Here is an 18,871-nt window from a genome sequence, read left to right as displayed (position 1 = left end):
AAACTATAAATTTCAAAAGGAACTTATAGATTAACTTAAAACAGGTTCCGCAACGTTCACAATTAACTCTTCCCATTGATTCGCTACTTTTTCAGCTCCAAAGTGCTGCTTTACATACTCTTTTAAAGAAGCTTGAAGCTCTGCATCTGTTTCTTTTGAGTTCAGTGCTAGAATACGTGCTACTGCTTCCTCCACATCAGATAGAAGATACTCTTTAGGATAGATCGTATCACTGCCATCCCAGTTGAGAATAATTGGATAAGCGCCTGAAGCCATTCCTTCACTTGGTGAAAGGTGGAAGCTTTCAAAATCACTTGTTGATAGAATAATTCCTACCTTTGAAAGCCATTCAGAAATATCACCGAACCCTTCAAAAATAACAGCGTCTTTCCACGGAGCTTTTTCGATACGATTAAAAATTGCTTCGTAATATTCACGCTCTTCTTCTTTATTCCACAGCCATGAATATTCCTGCGGCATTTTTCCTTTAACAAACAGCTTATAGCGATTATCTTGATGCCATAACTTATCTAGCATATCTACAGCTAAGTCTAGACGCTTTCGCTGTGGACAAATTCCAATAATGCCTAAATGATATTTAGCGTCTTCCGTTTTGGAGCCATCCACTTTTTCTGTATCTACTACGTTATAAATCATCGTCATCTTTTCACGCGGAAAATTAAACGTTCGATAAAACTCTTCATATACGTATGGAGAAATCGCGATAATTTTATCGATATTTTCCATGTTAAAACTATGAGGGTAAATCGTATCACGCTCTTGAAGATGCATGCGTACAATTAACTGCTGATGAGGCTTTTTATGATGAGAATACCACACTGCATTTCCAAGTCCCCATTCGCAAACAATAACGTCGGCCCATTCTAAGCAAGCTTGGCTCTGTTCTTCATCATGAGCATTATGGCCACTCCACTCGTCCGTTTTAATTTCAAACCCAGGACGGCTTGCCAAACGGTCCATAATGATACGTGCAAATTTTAAATCATGTCCTGCAAATAATATCTTTTTCATTTTTGTAACCTCACAGCTCTATTTTATTTACCATAGCAGTGATGTCGTCCTTGCTGCTATCTTCTAATTTCAAGTAATTAAATTTGTCATTACTAAAGAACTGCTTGCCGTATTTAGCATATGACGCAAGACTTTGATCTTGTTCAAAGAGATTAATTACTTGCTCAAGTGAAAGATTGCTGTATACATTTGTTTTAGCAACGGAGCTCTGTGACGATAACTCTCTTACAAACTCGTATTCTTGACCTGCATTTTTCTCTTCAAGCTTTCCGTTTTCCACACTGTAGTGAGTTGTTTTACCAATAAAGTCACTGTCCGTAAACGTTGTACTCAGCATTAAGTCTAGTAAATAATTTTGCCCATAATAGCTACCTTGGCCAAAGTACGTTACATACTCACTTGAAATCCAGTCGCGAATGTTTAAGTAGTTGTGCATATAACTGCGAACAAACGTGTGAATGGTTTTTGTGTTGTACTTATTGTAAAGGTCTAAATAGCCATCGAATGTATCTACTAGAATATATAATTGCTTATTTTCATAAGCTTGACGGTTAAATTGATCAACGATGCTCTCAAACTCTTGACGCGTATTAGCAATCGCAACTACCGTAACTGTTGGCAGTTCAAAAGCAAAGTTTAAGCCCACTTTCTCAATGATGTACTCTAGGCGATGCGTATACGTATGCTTAGTTAATACATCTCGAATACCCGTTAAAGCTTTTTCTTCGTAGTAACGCTCATCTTCTAACAGCTGTTTGAATTCTTCATGCAAACTCGTTGGATCTTCAGACATATAAACAAGATCGCCGAAAATTTCTCCAATTCCCTGTGCATACGTACTAATAACAGGTGTTCCACATGCTAACCCTTCATATACACGGCGAGAGAACATCGTCGGAGATTCTTTTACTGTATTTACGTTAATCATAACTTTGTAGCCTTTATATGCTTTATCAATTTCGTAATACTTTAAGTTTCCTTTTACATAAGGAACAAAGCGATCCGGGAATTGATGATTTGGCATAAGCCCTTTTAAGTTTTGAATATAGTTTCGATCATAAATATCTAATCCCACTTTAGCCGCGGCATCTAATAATCGGTCCATATCAATACATCTTTCTTCATGATGACGATAATAAGATCCAGCGAAACATGCTTTGTTTTCGCGTTCATCCACGATTTTAATCGGGTTATGAATAGCCGGCTGCGCAGCAAACGGCAGCGCAAATGCGTTTTGATGTCCAGCTCTTTCTTGGTAGTAAGGAACCATGTTTTCATCCGTTGTGAAAATATAATCAAATCGTCTAGCTGTTTCAATAAAACGATTAAAGTGAACAGGATCTTCCTTGTTCCAGAATACGGTTGGCACATTATGCTCTTTGCACCAAGCTAACAGTGAGTAAAGAGGCTTCATATTCTCTTCTCCGTAGTAACCAACACGCTTATTCCAAACGCCTCCGTTACCACGCCAAGCAGATTCAACCATTAGCAAGTCTGGCTGTTCTTTTGTCATAACCTCAAGCCAGTTATCCGGAGTCATTTTAATTAATTTACACTCATGTTCATAAGAAGCCGTCGTAAATTCGTCAAAAATAACTGCCATCTTCATTTCTTTGATTGGCTTTGGAGGAAGCATGTTAAATGCATCTACTTCTTGTTTTGCTACGTAATCTAATGACTGCTCTCGTTCAATGCTTTTCATTTCATTAATAGAAATCGTATGAACATCAAATTCACCTTTTCCAGAAACGCGTAAAGCAATTCGGAACTGTGTAATGTCAGGATGAATTTGCACTTTTGTCATTGAGTTAAATTTTAGCTGCAGCACTTGAAGCTTTTCTTCATCTGAATACCCAATAAACATTGGAATCACAGCTACATCTTCATCTGCTTTACCTTTTACAGTGAACTCATATTCAAATCCTTTTTGCATCGTCATGATATGGTGAGTCGGAAGCATTTTAAAACTATTATTTGTTTCTTTATACGAAATATAGCTGTTTTTGCCAGCTTCAATATTTACTGAACCGCGGAGCCCTTTTTCTGATGTAGAAAGCTGTACTAATTTCTTCGCGCTTGCAAACCAATCTGAAGCTTGTAACTCTAGCTGTGCACTGTTGGTAATTTCAATTGGCTTTTCTTGAATGTTAATCTGCAAGCCTTTAAAGAATCCGCTCTCCGTCACACGTATTAAAAACTCAACGTGTTCCGTATCTTTTTTGAAACGCAGTTCAGCTTTTTCATTTAGCTCAAGCTGATGAATTTCATTTTGCTTGCTGTTTTTATATCCTACGGCATATACAACTAACTCAATACCTTCATACACTTCACCTGCTGGCGTAATAACATACGTAGAATCATGATCAACAGCTACTGAGATATTTTCACTTGTGTTAAAGTGCTGAGCTGTTAAATGAATGAATTCCTGCCCTTTTAACTTAGATTGAAACAGCTGGTTCCAAGGATGATAAATAACACCATTGTTTGACTCTTGCCATCCTTTAAGAGAGTGTTCGTTAAGAGCATATTTAATAGGTGCATCAACCGTCATTTTAGGAACGGTTACTTCAACATCATGAACCCACCAATAAGACACGTTGTTGATGATGATATCATCAAGCTTAAATTCACCTTTACCAGATACTCTCACTGCTAGACGAATAGCGTTATATTCTTCTTGGAAATGAATCAGCTTTTTATTGTTTAACTTTAATTCATCTGTTCCTACTTTTTTCCCGTCTTGGTAAAAGACAATAGCAAGACGTACATCAACAGAATTCTCTTTCTCGCCTTGGAAGCAAACCGATAGCGTATCGTCATGAACAGCCACTGGACTTGCAGGCTGAGCAGAGAAAGCAGCATTTCCTTCTCTGTGCGTTACATACGCGAATTGCTTATCTTCAAAACTTACGTTGAACTTTTTGTTAAATGGATCATAGTATAATTGATCGGACTTAGGCATGTACCACTGATTTTGTTCTAAAACAATATAATTTCCTTCTGTCAAAAGTTCGCTTTGATTCCAGAATCCTCGGTCATTAATTAACATGCTCTCAATTTTAAATGTTCCCTGCCCTTTCACGCGCAGCGCTAAGCGGATAGAATCAGTAGATTGAGAGAACGGTATAATGCCTTCACTGTTCATTTCAAATCTATGTATACCTACTTTTTGACGATTTTTATATTCAATAATGAATAACTCGACGGAGACACTTTCACTTTTTGTCCCTTTGAAGACAAGCGTTTGCTGACTTGAAAAGTCAAACGCAATATTTTCTTCTACAGGAGCTTGTTGAAAGTCGATATTCTGCTCGCGATAAGTTAGATACGTATAGTTGTTAGAATTCAAATCAACAGTAAAACTTCGGTCGTCTTCATTAAATGAAACAGCAACTTGATTCTTTTTAAACCAGCCGCTATTCGCTTCGACTTCTGAAAACTCTAGGCTTGGAATGCGATGTGCTTTTGCCCAATCTCTTTTTTGCGTAATCGACTTCATACGCTTTTGAATATCACTGATCATTATCTATGCCCCTTTGTTGCTTTATTTGTACCCATTCGCTTTCGAACCGTCCAATACTTTAGCGTTAACTTTCCTAGAAAAGAACGGCTGATAGCCGCATATCTTTTTTCTAGCATCGTATAACGTTTTTGCAAATCCTGGTACTCTTTTAATTCTTTTTCTCTTATGTTTAATTGTTCGATTAGTTCCGATTTAACCACTTGAAGTTCTTTTTCCAGAACTTCTACAGATACATGGCTATGGAGTTTGACACCCATACGCGTAAGTTCCTCCTTTTACGTTATATTGCTTGATAGACTTTCAAAAATTGAACTTGTTCACTTTCCCAGTTGTACTTGAACTTCGCTGTTTTACAGTTGTTGCTCATCGTTGCACGCAGCACAGGATCTCGTAATAACTGATTAACAGCACTCGCAATCTCTTTATAGTCATGCGAATCTACACACAATCCAATATGCTCGCCTTCTACTACTTTTTTAATCTCCGGAAAGTCGCATGCTACTACCGGTACATCGCTCATGATGTATTCAAACAACTTATTTGAAGAAGCCGAATAGTGATTGAAGCACACATTATTTAATACTTGAAAACCTAAGTACGCATTTTTTGTATACTTCGGCAAGTCTTGCAAGGGCACTTTTGGAATAAACTTCACTTTATCTTCTAACTTCATTTCAGCTACCATACGCTCTAGCTCTGGTTTGATACGTCCGTCTCCAATAAAGACTAACGTTCCTTCTTTAAATAATGGCGCGGCTTTAACAAGCTTTTCAAGGCCTCGTCCCGTCTGAATACCGCCTTGATACAACAGAATTTTTTCATTTTCAGGAAGCCCTAAGCGTTCGTGTAAATTCACTTGTTGCTGCTGCTTATTTTTTGGTCTAAACGGATAGTTATAGACAACGTTTGGATAAAAGCCATATAAATCTTCATTGTATTTTGCACGTGTATGATTTTCTACAATCATAGAGTCAATTTTATTAATAAAGAACGACTCCATTTTTGCGTATACGCCGCTGTCATAGCCCGTTCTACTCGTTTGCACCTCGTGAGAATCATAGACAAGGTACTTGCGCTTAAAGCGAAGCTTGGAGCAGATAAACCCTTGAGGAAGCGTATTTAAATCATTCGAGTGATAAATTTCGTATTTCTTCTTCCTGCCTTTTAAAATCATCCTTAAGATAATGCTTCCTCTTACCCAAACCACTTGCAGCTTCGTTTTTAATAACAGTGCGGCTACGATCGTAACAGGAAGAACTACATAAGGAGCTACGTACGCTGCTCCTAACCACAGCAATAAAGCGATCAGAGCGAGCACTTTATATTTTAGAAGGGCACGATACGCTTTTTTCATAAAAAGCAGCGAAGAAGGATAACGCTTTACGCGATGAACGTGAAAATGTTCATTTACTTCTTCATACTGTTTTAAATCCGGATTGTTCGGATCATGAATACAAATTAAATCAACGGCATAACCATTCTCTGATAAAGCCGTACATTCGCGCAGGACGCGCGCATCATTGGTAAAATGATTCCATACAAACATACAGACATTTTTTCTCATAATACTTCAACCTTATCCACTGATTCTGTCTGCTCCACGTGCAGCGGTTCAGAACTTTTATTCTCAATTAAACGTATTAATACTTCGATATTTTTCTCCCAGAAGAAATGCTTTTTTACATAATTTAAGCTATTGCGAGACATTTGACCTCTTTTAGAAGGATGCTGATACAAGTACAGAATATGTCTGAGCATCTCATCTGCTGTATTTGTCTCTGATACAATTCCAGCTTCATGTGAAACAATTACGTCTTTGGCATAGCCAGAAACCGATGCGACAATCGGGATTCCACAAGTCATGTAATCAATAATCTTACCAGGAAGAACCGTTTCAAATACTTGCTTGCCGTTCAACGTCACAATTCCAATATGATGTTCAGAAATAATATGTAAACATTCTTGACGGGTAGTTGGCTTAATAAATCGAACATTTGTTAACTTATGCTCTTTGGCAAAGCTCACAAATTCTTTCTTTTTAAATCCATATCCCATAACCGTCAATTCAATATTATACTCATTTAGTTCTTTTGCAAGGTCCATTAGAACCGTTACATCTTGTGCTAAACCAATATTGCCTGCATACATAACTTTAAATACATCGCTTCCGGATTCAATCATTGAAATTTCATTACGATTTGCAGCATTAGGCATAAAATGAATTTTATTTAACGGAATAGCATATTTCTCTGTCATAAACCGAATAAAGCCTTCGCTGTTTACAATAATATGATCAGCTTTCACATAGAGAATTTTCTCAAGGCGGCTGAACACAGAAATAACGACCGGATAATTGAATACCCCTACCCCTTTTAACGATTCAGGCCATAAATCTCGAATGTCTAAAATAAGCGGCCTTCGATAACGATATTTGGCAAGCAGCCCGACGACAGCAATAAAAATAGGCGGAGACGTAACGAAAACCACATCGTACTGTTTTCGGTCAGTTAAAATGAATAACATCATTTTAAAAGCAATTTCTAAATAATACATTAAACGATTGATAATACTTCTAGAATACTTGCGATTTTTCACACCAATGCGCGTTACATCATTTTCTTCATCAATTGACTCATCATCCCAAAACTGTTCGTCATGATAGATCTTTTTATTTGGATATGTGGGCTCAGTCGTCAGTACATTTACGTCATAATTTTCATCTTTTAAGAGTTTATATATATTTTTTATACGATTTCCTGCACTACCGATTTCAGGATAAAAATGTTGAGAAATCACAAGTACCCTTTTTGTCAAAGCAACTTCACTCCAATACAATTTCACTAGCTCGCCAAGCGAACTAGTGAAACATCAATTAAGCTTTTACGTTTTCTCTTTGTAATAGCTCATCCATAAATGTAAGTAAATCATCACGTAAATCTTCATGCTGAAGAGCAAATTCTAGCGACGTTTGAATAAATCCTAGCTTTTCACCTACGTCGTAACGTTTGCCTTCAAAGTCGTAAGCAAATACGCGCTGAATTTCGTTAAGCTTTTGAATTGCATCTGTTAATTGGATCTCTCCACCTGCGCCTACTTCCTGCTGTTCTAAAAACTTGAAGATTTCAGGTGTAAAGATATAACGTCCCATAATAGCTAGATTAGAAGGTGCTGTTCCTAATGCCGGCTTTTCAACAAATGTATCCACTTGATAACGGCGGCCGTTGCTTGAAATAGGATCTACAATACCATAACGATTTGTTTCGTTTTCTGGAACCGTCTGCACACCAATCACAGAAGATAACGTTTCGTCATACTGATTCATCAACTGACGCAAGCAAGGCGTTTCAGCTTGAACAATGTCGTCTCCTAACAGTACCGCAAACGGCTCATCTCCAATAAATTTACGCGCACACCAAACCGCGTGTCCTAATCCTTTTGGCTCTTTTTGACGGATGTAGTGAATTTCTACGTTCGCTGATTGACGCACTTTTTCTAGAAGTTCGAACTTTTCTTTTTCTACTAGGTTTTGTTCTAATTCTGGAGCATTATCAAAATGATCTTCAATCGCACGTTTTCCTTTACCCGTTACGATAATAATATCTTCAATACCAGATTCAATGGCTTCTTCAATAATGTACTGAATAGTCGGTTTGTCTACAATTGGAAGCATTTCTTTTGGCATTGCTTTTGTTGCCGGTAAGAAACGTGTACCTAATCCAGCAGCTGGAATAATTGCTTTTTTTACTTTTGACATGATTAAACTTCCCCCATCTACTAATTACTTATTTTGAGTATTAAAATATTCGCTAATCGCATCGGCAATACGTTTTGAAGCAAGGCCATCACCGTACGGATTGGACGCTTTAGACATACGTGCATATTCTTCTTCATTTGTTAGAAGCTCTTTAGCAAGTGAATAAATCGTTTCTTCTTCTACACCTGCAAGCTTTAACGTTCCAGCTTCAATACCTTCAGGACGTTCGGTTGTATCACGAAGTACTAATACCGGCACACCTAATGAAGGAGCTTCTTCTTGCACGCCGCCTGAATCCGTTAAAATGATATGAGCACGTGAAGCGAAATTATGGAAGTCTACTACTTCTAGAGGTTCAATTAATTGAATGCGAGGATCATTTCCTAACACTTCATCTGCCAATTCACGAACAACAGGATTTAAATGTACAGGGTAGACTACTTGTACGTCATCATGCTCCTCTACAATTCGTTTAATCGCACGGAACATATTGCGCATTGGTTCACCAAGATTTTCACGACGGTGAGCGGTTAATAGAATTAAACGGTCATCGCCTACACGATCTAATACGGGGTGAGAATATTCTTCTAACACAGTTGTTTTTAGAGCATCAATTGCCGTGTTTCCTGTAATAAACAACGTTTCTTCTTTTTTGTTTTCCTGCAATAAGTTATGAGCAGACTTTGTAGTAGGAGCAAAATGAAGATCCGCTAATACACCTGTTAACTGGCGGTTCATTTCTTCCGGGTACGGAGAGTATTTATTCCATGTACGAAGACCCGCTTCTACATGACCCACTTTGATTTGATTATAAAAAGCCGCAAGACCTGCAATGAAGGTTGTTGTTGTATCGCCATGAACAAGTACGATATCAGGCTGAACTTCTTTCATGACTTGATCTAGTCCTTGAAGTCCGCGTGTTGTTACGTCCATAAGCGTTTGACGGTCTTTCATAATGTTCAAATCGTGATCCGGTGTAATATCAAATACACGCAGCACTTGATCTAGCATTTCACGATGCTGAGCTGTCACCGTTACAATAGATTCAAATTCTTCTGAACGTTTATTTAATTCTAATACAAGGGGAGCCATTTTAATGGCTTCTGGACGTGTTCCAAAAATCGTCATTACTTTAATACGCTGTTGCAATGCAGTCACCTAGTTTCATTAAATTATGTATAAAAGCACTAGTATTTTTAATAGAAAATACTAGTCTCTTTTTTTATAAAGTTCTTGTTCTTTCTGCTGAATGGCATGTGCTAAATGTTTCTTTAAAATCAGCAGCTGATCGTAAGATGCATCTTGGTAAATATACCGCACAGCCTTTTTTACGCTCTTAGGTAAATGATCAAATTCTTTCATAATTTCTATACTGCTCAATAGCTTCTACCCTCTAGGCATTAAAAAATACCTAGAAACTTTTTCCGCATAATTTTTTCTGGAGATTCCTTGTAACACTGTGTACCGTCGATAACGCATTGAGCGTTTTCTAGAAACATATAATAATAATCTCTTCCATGCTCACTCTCAATCACATCAATCGCCGCTTGCATATGAAAAGAGCGATGTTGGAGGTTATGGGCGTCTGAGGAAACAAAATGCACGAGGTTGGCGTCTATTAACTGGTGAGAAAATTTCTTTATCTTCTTTCCAAAGTGTCCAACCAAGCTAGAAGCTGTAACTTGAGCTAATGCTCCTTTATTAATAAAGTTATAGAGAAGATCAGGGTCTTCTAACAACCGACTGTTTCTTTCTGGATGGACGATAATAGGGATGATTCCCTGTGATTGAATATCAAACAGCAGCCGCTCCGCATATCGAGGGACTTGACTCGAAGGAAATTCAACAAACAAGTATTTTCCCGTATTGTTTAAAGTGAGAATTTTGTCTTGATGATAGTCGTCTAAGATTTCACCATAAATACGGTTTTCTTGACCAGGTAAAATGGTTAATGGCACTCCTTCACGAACTAATAAACTATTTAACTGTTCAACACTCTGTAAAATAGCTTCTTTTTCATTATGATATCTGCCATTCTGATGATGAGGCGTAGCAACAATAGCCGTAATGCCTTCTGATACCGCTTGTTTTGCCATTTCAATACTCATCTCGTCACTTGCAGAACCATCATCCACATCAGGCAAAATGTGACAATGTAAGTCAATCATCTACCCTCACCCCTATCCTTCTTAAGACCTAATAAAAGCAATACTTATGTTAGCATATTATAACATGTATTTCTATGTCTTTTTTTGTCGAAACATCTGCGAATCAACGCCCTGTAAATATTTAAGAATAGTCTGAATAAAACTATTCATTTCATTTGAACTACTAAACAAGCCCTAAAAAGCGCTGTTTATCGAGAAAAACCTACTTTTTAGCTATCTTATCAATACATAAACAAATAGAAAAATTTTACCAATTCTTTATAAATACTTCACCTATGAAAAATCTCACATTTTAAGCTTTTTATAACAATAGTCATAATTTCTTATATGTTTTTTCTATAAAAATACGTCAAAAAGCCTCCCCGCTAGCAGATGCTAGCGGGGAGGCTTTGATTAATTGCTACCATAATAATAGTAGTAGTTTCCTTCTTCTACTTTGCGGTTATTTAACACAACCCCAAGCAGTTTGCCTTGCGCATTACTTAACAGATCTTTTGATTTTAACGCAGCGTCTTTCTCTGTTTTACCGCTGCTGACGACTAAAATCGTGCCGTCTACTTGATTCGCTAAAATCTGCGCATCAGCTACAGCTAAAATCGGAGGCGTATCAAAAATGATCATATCAAACTGCTCTTTCATTTCTTTTAACAACTCAGCCATCTGAACAGATGCTAGCAGTTCAGATGGATTTGGCGGAATAGGACCGCTTGTTAGAACAGAAAGATGAGGAATTTCTGATTCTTGAACCGCTTGCGCTAACGTAGATTGACGAGTTAATACATTCGTAAGACCAATGTGGTTTTCTAATCGGAACGTGTAATGACCCGTTGGTTTACGTAAATCAGCATCAATTAGTAGTACTTTTAAACCTTGCTGCGCGTAAACCGTTGCTAGGTTAGAAGAAGTCGTAGACTTTCCTTCTTCCGCTCCGCTTGATGTTAAGACAATTGTTTTTATATCTTGATCAACGTTTGAGAACTGAATATTTGTACGAATCGTACGGTACTGTTCAGCTACGGGATCTTTTGGACTGTTATGAGCAAGCAAACGTCTTTTTAACGTCAGCATTTTATCATTTTTTTGAGCTTTGTTTTTACGAGCCATACGTTTCACCTCTTTGCGGTACGCGAGCAGCTACATCTGGGCGCGATACGTTTGTTGGCTTAGGCACATCTTTAATATTCGTGACGACTCCAATCACAGGAAGTTCTAGAATATTTTCAATATCTTGCTCCGTTTTTAACGTATTGTCTAAGTACTCAAGCAGGAATGATAGCCCGATACCTACCATTAAGCCAACTACTACTGCAATGGCAATATTTAAAAGCGGCTGAGGTTTAATAGGGCTTGCACTTTCGCCAAGCGTTGCTTTTGACAGCACTTTGACATTGTCTACATTCATAAGCTTAGGCACTTGTTTTTGGAAAACCGAAGCCGTCGTATTCGCAATTTGAGCTGCACGTTTTGCACTTGTATCTTGTACGACAATCTGCGCTACCTGCGAGTCCGGCGCGCTTGTTACTTGAATTTGACCGCTTAGAGATTGAGCGGACTTGTTCATTTTTAACTCTTTGACCACTTTATCTAAGATAGCCGGGCTTGTGATAATGTCATTATACGTGTTAATAAGCTGCACATTCGTTTCAACAGCCTGCGTATTATATAACAATTGTTCATTACTTTTTGCTTGATTCACTAAAATCTGCGTTTTCGATTGATACACAGGCGTTAGCACAAAAAAACTAATCACTCCACTTACGGTTGCAGCGATAATTGTAATCAGTACAATAAGCCAAAGACGCTTACGAAGCACTGCAAACAACTCTCGCAAACTAATTGTCTCTTCCATAGTTGACCTCCGAACTTAGTAACTTCTAAAAATTCAATATACTGTTCATTATAGTTGACAAAAGATTCTTTTACTATATTCTTTTGTAAATTAAATGAAATATTGACAGTTCTTATTTTTTCTTTCTATCTTTATATCGACATAGCATGTAAAATATTTATACTATTCATGACAAATGACCTACTATTCTCTTACACACCCCATTAGATCCTCGCCATATCTTCCAAAACATTTGCAGCTTCGTACATACGCTTACTCTTCTCATTTGGATGAGAAGCAATAACTTCGAGCTGGCCTGTTAAAGTAAATGTTTCAATCGAATTTGGCAAAATAAAATGCTCTCCTTTTTGCAACGGAAATTCTCCTTCTTCTGTCCAAAGCACCCCGTTTCCTTCAATTACACTTCCTAATGTAAAATGGTGAGTTTGAACTAACTCAAGTGAAGACTTTATGTCCCATTTATAAACAGAAAAATAATCTTCTTCTAAAAAAGTAGTGATGGTGCCACCTTTTTCTTGAATACTAATAGGCTCTATATGTGTTGCAGTATGTGGGATAGTCGTCACATCAATCGCTTTTTCTAAGTGAAGCTCTCTCAGTTCCCCTTCTTGGCCAAGACGATTGTAATCATACACACGATACGTTGTATCTGAACTTTGCTGCGTTTCAAGCACTAGAGTTCCTTCACAAAGAGCATGCAGCGTACCGCTTGGAACATAGAAAAAATCACCGGGCTTGATTTTTACACGCTGCAATAAATCATTCCAGTGACCTTCGTTTACCAACTGCATAAATTCTTCTTTGCTTTGTGCACGGTGACCAAAAATCATCGTCGCATCTTCTTTACAGTCTAGGATATACCAACATTCTGTTTTCCCGAGCTCACCATTTTCGAACTCCTGTGCATACTCATCACCTGGATGCACTTGAATGGATAAATCATCATTTGCATCTAAAATTTTTGTTAAAAGAGGGAATCTTGGGCTGTTAAAATGCCCAAATATTTCTGGATGCTCATCCCAAAGCTCACCTAGCGTTTTGCCGGCATAATGACCTTCTCGAACTGTATTCGGACCGTTTGGATGAGCAGAAATCGCCCAGCACTCGCCCGTCTGAGCAGAAGGTATACGATACCCGTACTGACTCTCCAACTCCGTTCCACCCCAGATACGTTCTTGAAATAGAGGCGCTAAAAAAATAGGTGCTTTTTTCATCGTTTTGAATGAACTCCTTGCTTACTGTTTATTTTTTTATTGATTTCTTCGGCGATATGCGTCGCTTCATTTTTATAGCAATTGATTTGCTGCCGCCTGCATGTCTCAATAAGCGAAGGAGTTACTACTAAACCTTCTAACTCTTTCCACTCTATTAAGTCGCATAGCTGATGACGAACTAAATAATCAATCGTATGACGATCTTCTTTCATGCTGCTGCGATTTGTAATCAGTAGCGGCACACCAGCGCAAACCGCTTCACTAATCGTCCCCCAGCCTGCTTTTGTTAAAACAAGATCAGCCGCTGCTACATAGTGCTGCGTTTCTGTTTCACCTTGAGGAATTTTATATACATTTGGACGAGTAACATCAACATTCGATGAAACGATAAACTTGCAGTTTGGACTTTGCCAAATGGGCAAGTCCGACAATGTTTCAATATCTACTTTCATCCCCAGGCCGAAGTAGATGATGTGACTGTCACCTTCAGGGTCAATCTCTTTACGAATACGCTGTACTTCAGTATCGTTTATTTCTCTTGAATAAAAACCGAAGCTTTGATTTTCTTTGATGCCCCAATGCGGCTCATCACTGCACGCTAGCGAAAACTGATACGTCATCTGTTCATAACGTTTTTCTAAAAATTCCAGCGATAATTCTCCAATTAACCCTTCGTATGCTGTAAACCAAGTAAAATTTGATATTCCTAAAGAAGGCAGGTTTAATAGATAGGCACCTGAGATCCCTAACGGAGAAATATCCGAAATCACAAATGAAACATTGGCTACTTTCATAAATCGCTTTTCATACATAAGCTTTGTATGAAAGCTTGAGACGTAAGAAGCAACTTTATGATTTAACAAATCAGCGTCTGGTTCTAGAGAATTTTCTCTTAGCACGTAGCCAACATCCGTTAAAATCTCTCGAAACCTCACACGATGTTCATGTCTAAAAGATTGTCTAAGAAACTCAATCGCAAATGAATGACAAATAATGATTTCTATTTCTTCATTTTTCTTTAATAATTCACGAATAATGGCCGTGCTTCTAGTCGCATGACCATATCCGTAGTCTGAAATATAATAGGCAATTGTTTTCAACCAGAAGCACCTCCTCATTAGTTACATAAAAAAATAGAAGCTTTGACTATATCTAAGCTTCTACTTTTTATAAAATCACCTGCGGTCTTGATGATTGGAATTGTTTAATCACATCGTTCCATTCATAGATAAGGCGAATACTATCTTCATTTGAAATGACTTTTCCCGTTTGAACTTCAATAAATTCAAGGTCGGTTAATGCATGAATTCCATGTTTTTTGCCAGCCGGCAAATGAATAATATCCCCTGCTTTTACGCGGCGGATGTAATCATCAAGCGCAAGCTCTCCTTCTCCGCGTACAATTGTCCATACTTCATCACGTAAGTTATGATAGTGATACGTCGAGTTCTTTCCTTTAGAAATATGAATACGTTTTGTCACCATTTCAGTTTCTTCATCATACTTCGCATAATCTAACACGCGTGACCAGCCCCACAGGCGCTCTTCATACATTGGAGGATAGTTCCAGTCGCCAATAATTTCTTTAATCTTAGGACTAGATGCTTTATCCGCAACTAAGATTCCATCTGGACTAGCGGCAACAACTACATCTTTTACGCCTAATACCGTAACCGGAATATCTAATTCATTCACTAAATGCGTATTAGCTGAGTCTTCCGTTAATACACCTTTTCCAATTTGAGATGTCGCCATTTCTTCCGTTAACGTATTCCATGTACCGAGATCTTTCCAGTACCCATCATACGGAAGCGCGACAATATGACTTGCCTTTTCCACCACTTCATAGTCAAAACTAATTTTAGGCAATGTTGCATATTCTTTATGTAGCGTTTCAAATTGAAGTGGAAGTTTTTTCTCTTGTAAAATTTGAAGCAAATAACCTAAGCGAAACGCAAAAACGCCGCAGTTCCAAAGCGCACGCTGATTAATTAATCCAACAGCTGCTTCTTCACTCGGCTTTTCTGTAAAACAATCCACTGTAAAATAACTGTCCCCTTGTACCTTTCCTTCCGGCACGATGTACCCGTACTTAGATGAAGGATACGTAGGGGTAACCCCCATCAACGCTAAATCCGCTTTTGAATCACGAAGCACGCTTTCTAAATCTTTTACTCGTTCAAAAAATCCGTCTTCCACGTACGGATCAACTGGCAGCACCACAACGATTTCATCTTCAGATGCTTGTTCCTCGGAATGAAGATAAGAAGCAGCTAAAGCAATCGCTGGAAACGTATCACGGCGCTCAGGCTCGATAATTAGCGGAATGTCGGTTCCGACCTGACCTCGAATCATATCACGCTGAAGCTTAGACGTCGCAATGACTGTTGATTCGTTCAACCCAACCGTTTCAATTTGATTCCAAACGCGTTGAACCATTGACTCTTTCTGTCCATCTCGTCCTTCTAATACCTTTAAAAACTGCTTCGAACGCGTATCATTTGATAATGGCCATAGACGCTTACCAGATCCACCCGATAACAATACAAGTTTCATTTATTTCCCTCCAATAAAAAAAGACCTACTTCTGTGCAGCTCTTGCGTTTAGTTTATTTTAAATTCATTTCAGACTTACATTATTAAATTAATGAAACCTCTAAGTTATGAATCGTCTCTCTTCCAATAGAGTCGTATACCATAGTTGTACTTTTTACGCTTTCTAAGTCGTAACAGTTTCTACCGTCAATGACAATTGGATTTTTCATTAGTTTGCTGTAATTTGCTAAATCAAAGTGCTTTACTTGATCCCACTCTGTAAAGATAAAGCAAACATCTGCATCTTGCAGCGTTTCTTCAATTGAATAACAATATGTCACATCTTCCGGATGTACTTTCTTAAAGTTATCAATACCAATCGGATCCCATGCCTTAACATTTGCTCCGTCTTCTAGCATAAGCGGAATATTTACAAGCGTAGGTGCTTCTCTTAAATCATCCGTTCCTGGTTTAAACGTTAGTCCTAGAACGGCTACATTTAATCCTTTTAAACTATCAAAGTACTTGCGGGATTTCTTAATAAGCTTGAGCTTTTGATTTTCATTTACATCAATTGCAGCCTTAACCGTTTTCAACTCATAATCATGGAAATTCGCCAGCCAATGCAATGCTTTCGTGTCCTTAGGGAAACAAGATCCCCCGTAGCCAATTCCTGCATTTAAGAATTTGTTACCAATACGACCGTCGTACCCCATCCCAAGCGCCACGTCTTCAATATCTGCACCAATAATCTCACACAAATTCGCAATCTCATTGATAAAGGATATTTTTAACGCTAAGAAATCATTAGATGCATACTTAATCATTTCAGCACTTTTTCTATTTGTTAATACAATTGGAGCATTAAAGTTTTTATATACTTCTTTTAATGTCTCACCCGCAGCTTCTTCTTCTACTCCAATTACAATTCGTGAAGTATGCAGCGTATCGCTTACAGCCGTTCCTTGAGATAAAAATTCTGGATTCGACGCAATGTATACATTCACATTATGTTTTAACTGAGATTTAATTAAACTTTCAATTTTATCATTTGTACCAATTGGCACAGTTGATTTCACTACTACTACACAGTCTTTTTCGATGCTAGCCGCGATTTGCTCAGCTACACCATAAACATAGCTTAAATTCGCTGAACCATCTGACTTTTCTGGAGTACCAACACCTATAAAAATAACGTCTGCATCTTTATAAGCTGCTTGATAGTCAGTTGTAAAATGCAAACGTTCCATATTATTGTTCATTAATTCTTCAAGACCTGGTTCATAAATAGGAGAAATTCCAGCTTCCATTAACTCTACCTTTTTATCGTCTATGTCTACACAAGTAACAGCATGTCTATATTCTGCAAGACAGACTCCGGTGACCAAGCCTACATATCCCGTTCCAGCTACTGCTATTTTCATTGGTTCTCTCCCTATCGCATTTTTAAATTTAGATGAATATACTAGAGTACTTAATACAGGTATTAATATCTACTTAATCGAATTGTTTTCTGTAATAGAAATATATTAGAATATCTTGCTTAGATCTTAATTAATGTCCAAAACAGTTATTTAAACATACTAACTTACCATATGAAGAGTTAGTTTCTATTATTATGCTCCTTTAGAGATTTCGTAAATTCCGCTTTTTTGCATACTTAATTTGTACGCTTAATCACCAAATTTCCATATATTAATTAGTGCTTCATTGAAATAAAAAACTATTAAAATGATTTTTGTGTGCCAACCGTTAGCTTTTCAAGAAAAGGTATTTTAATTTTACCCAAAAGTAGTATAGCTAACATCCTTCTTATTATCTCAATACCCATGCATATTATAAAAACTAGTATTACCGAAAAAACTATATGCAACAAGAACCAAGAACTATTCCAGAACAATTGTGTTTTTAATATTTTATGAAAGATAATATTTGTAAAGAATTCGTTTGTATGAATGATATACACAGCAAACGTAAAAGATGCAAGATAATTAATAATTTTAGAATGCAAAGAGAGCTTTGAAAAAAACAAAAATAATGATATAGAGCTAATTACTGTAAAGATTGTATTATATGCTAAATTAAAAATGATAAATGTAATTGTTGTAGATAAAAGGTATATAGTTAAATAAACCCATTTACTTTTATTCCCCACAGAATAAGTCTTAATATATGATCCAATACAATATAGTAAAAGAAAACTTAAAACACCATATCCATTATCATTATAAGAAACTTTCGATAGAAAAGTTGGAACAAGAGAAAAGAAGAGAATTCCTACTATAATAAGTTGTTGAAATTGTCCTTTTGTTAGTTGCCTTATTAGTATATTTAGAAAAGGACTAAGCATGTACAAAGCACAATACGACGCAACATACCAATTTGATACGTAGAAAGGTATAGCTGCATGGATCACTCCTTGTAAACTGATAGCCTGGTGTTTACTTATAAAAAAGAAAAAAAGCAATCCATAAAATATAGTAACAAAAACTAAATCTATTACCTTTTTCACCCTTATTGTCTCTTTTCCAGTCAAAAAATAGCCTGTAATTAATACGAAGCAGTTAACTGCAATAATGCTTAAACTTTCTATATAATTCATAGCATAATAATTAAAAGTTCCCGAATTAACATATTTCAGACCACCTCCCATGTCAGCGTTAAAATAATGGAGTATAATCACCATTAGAATGGCAACAATTTTAAGTAATTCTAAATTACTCTGCCTAGGCATATTCATTTACTAAATCTCCTTCAAAAATAATATAATTACGGAGAGTTTGACTCTATCCTATT

Annotated in this window: 16 protein-coding genes; all 16 read right to left on the bottom strand. The window is 37.2% G+C overall.

The features are described from left to right. Window positions 1–30: 30 nt before the first annotated feature. A complete protein-coding gene (locus tag MMB69_RS19515; protein ID WP_071276413.1) occupies window positions 31–1,032 on the bottom strand; it encodes a glycosyltransferase family 4 protein in 1,002 nt (333 codons plus the stop codon). Between the two features lie 10 nt (window positions 1,033–1,042). Next, entirely contained in the window at window positions 1,043–4,555 is a 3,513-nt protein-coding gene (locus MMB69_RS19510; RefSeq protein ID WP_277448280.1) for a CgeB family protein, read from the bottom strand. After that, the gene (locus MMB69_RS19505; RefSeq protein WP_043979847.1) at window positions 4,555–4,812 is read right to left on the bottom strand and encodes a hypothetical protein; all 258 of its coding nucleotides are present in this window, start codon (window positions 4,810–4,812) and stop codon (window positions 4,555–4,557) included. Before MMB69_RS19505 ends, MMB69_RS19510 begins: the two co-directional genes overlap by 1 nt. A 23-nt stretch (window positions 4,813–4,835) precedes the next feature. Next, complete coding sequence (locus MMB69_RS19500; RefSeq protein WP_221813185.1) at window positions 4,836–6,122, bottom strand: glycosyltransferase; 1,287 nt, start codon at window positions 6,120–6,122, stop codon at window positions 4,836–4,838. Continuing rightward, the gene (locus tag MMB69_RS19495) at window positions 6,116–7,369 is read right to left on the bottom strand and encodes a glycosyltransferase family 4 protein (RefSeq protein ID WP_277448279.1); all 1,254 of its coding nucleotides are present in this window, start codon (window positions 7,367–7,369) and stop codon (window positions 6,116–6,118) included. The genes MMB69_RS19500 and MMB69_RS19495 overlap by 7 nt, the downstream gene beginning before the upstream one ends. Before the next feature lie 58 nt (window positions 7,370–7,427). Next, window positions 7,428–8,309, bottom strand: a complete 882-nt coding sequence (gene galU, locus MMB69_RS19490; protein ID WP_043979854.1) for a UTP--glucose-1-phosphate uridylyltransferase GalU — start codon at window positions 8,307–8,309, stop codon at window positions 7,428–7,430. Between the two features lie 24 nt (window positions 8,310–8,333). Next, entirely contained in the window at window positions 8,334–9,458 is a 1,125-nt protein-coding gene (wecB, locus tag MMB69_RS19485) for a non-hydrolyzing UDP-N-acetylglucosamine 2-epimerase (protein WP_277448278.1), read from the bottom strand. Window positions 9,459–9,518: 60 nt separating this feature from the next. After that, window positions 9,519–9,689 (bottom strand): hypothetical protein, encoded by a 171-nt coding sequence (locus MMB69_RS19480; protein ID WP_157876213.1) that lies wholly within the window; start codon window positions 9,687–9,689, stop codon window positions 9,519–9,521. Between the two features lie 20 nt (window positions 9,690–9,709). Further along, a complete protein-coding gene (locus tag MMB69_RS19475; RefSeq protein ID WP_277448277.1) occupies window positions 9,710–10,477 on the bottom strand; it encodes a tyrosine-protein phosphatase in 768 nt (255 codons plus the stop codon). Between the two features lie 393 nt (window positions 10,478–10,870). After that, window positions 10,871–11,581, bottom strand: coding sequence for a CpsD/CapB family tyrosine-protein kinase (locus MMB69_RS19470; protein ID WP_277448276.1), 711 nt, complete (start codon window positions 11,579–11,581; stop codon window positions 10,871–10,873). Beyond that, complete coding sequence (locus tag MMB69_RS19465; protein WP_277448275.1) at window positions 11,571–12,326, bottom strand: YveK family protein; 756 nt, start codon at window positions 12,324–12,326, stop codon at window positions 11,571–11,573. Before MMB69_RS19465 ends, MMB69_RS19470 begins: the two co-directional genes overlap by 11 nt. Window positions 12,327–12,529: 203 nt before the next feature. Beyond that, window positions 12,530–13,540, bottom strand: a complete 1,011-nt coding sequence (gene manA / locus MMB69_RS19460) for a mannose-6-phosphate isomerase, class I (RefSeq protein WP_277448274.1) — start codon at window positions 13,538–13,540, stop codon at window positions 12,530–12,532. Continuing rightward, window positions 13,537–14,640 carry a glycosyltransferase gene (locus MMB69_RS19455; protein WP_277448273.1) on the bottom strand — a complete coding sequence of 368 codons (1,104 nt, stop codon included), beginning with the start codon at window positions 14,638–14,640 and terminating at the stop codon, window positions 13,537–13,539. The genes manA and MMB69_RS19455 overlap by 4 nt, the downstream gene beginning before the upstream one ends. A gap of 67 nt (window positions 14,641–14,707) precedes the next feature. Next, window positions 14,708–16,096 (bottom strand): sugar phosphate nucleotidyltransferase, encoded by a 1,389-nt coding sequence (locus tag MMB69_RS19450; protein ID WP_277448272.1) that lies wholly within the window; start codon window positions 16,094–16,096, stop codon window positions 14,708–14,710. An 83-nt stretch (window positions 16,097–16,179) separates the two neighbouring features. Next, complete coding sequence (locus MMB69_RS19445) at window positions 16,180–17,499, bottom strand: UDP-glucose dehydrogenase family protein (protein ID WP_277448271.1); 1,320 nt, start codon at window positions 17,497–17,499, stop codon at window positions 16,180–16,182. 302 nt (window positions 17,500–17,801) lie between these two features. After that, window positions 17,802–18,815 (bottom strand): acyltransferase, encoded by a 1,014-nt coding sequence (locus MMB69_RS19440; RefSeq protein ID WP_277448270.1) that lies wholly within the window; start codon window positions 18,813–18,815, stop codon window positions 17,802–17,804. Window positions 18,816–18,871: the final 56 nt, after the last annotated feature.

The organism is Priestia sp. P5, from assembly GCF_029522155.1.
Lineage (GTDB): Bacteria > Bacillota > Bacilli > Bacillales > Bacillaceae_H > Priestia > Priestia megaterium_E.
Note: the sequence above shows the minus strand (reverse complement) of the source record. Positions and strands in the feature narration are given on the sequence as shown.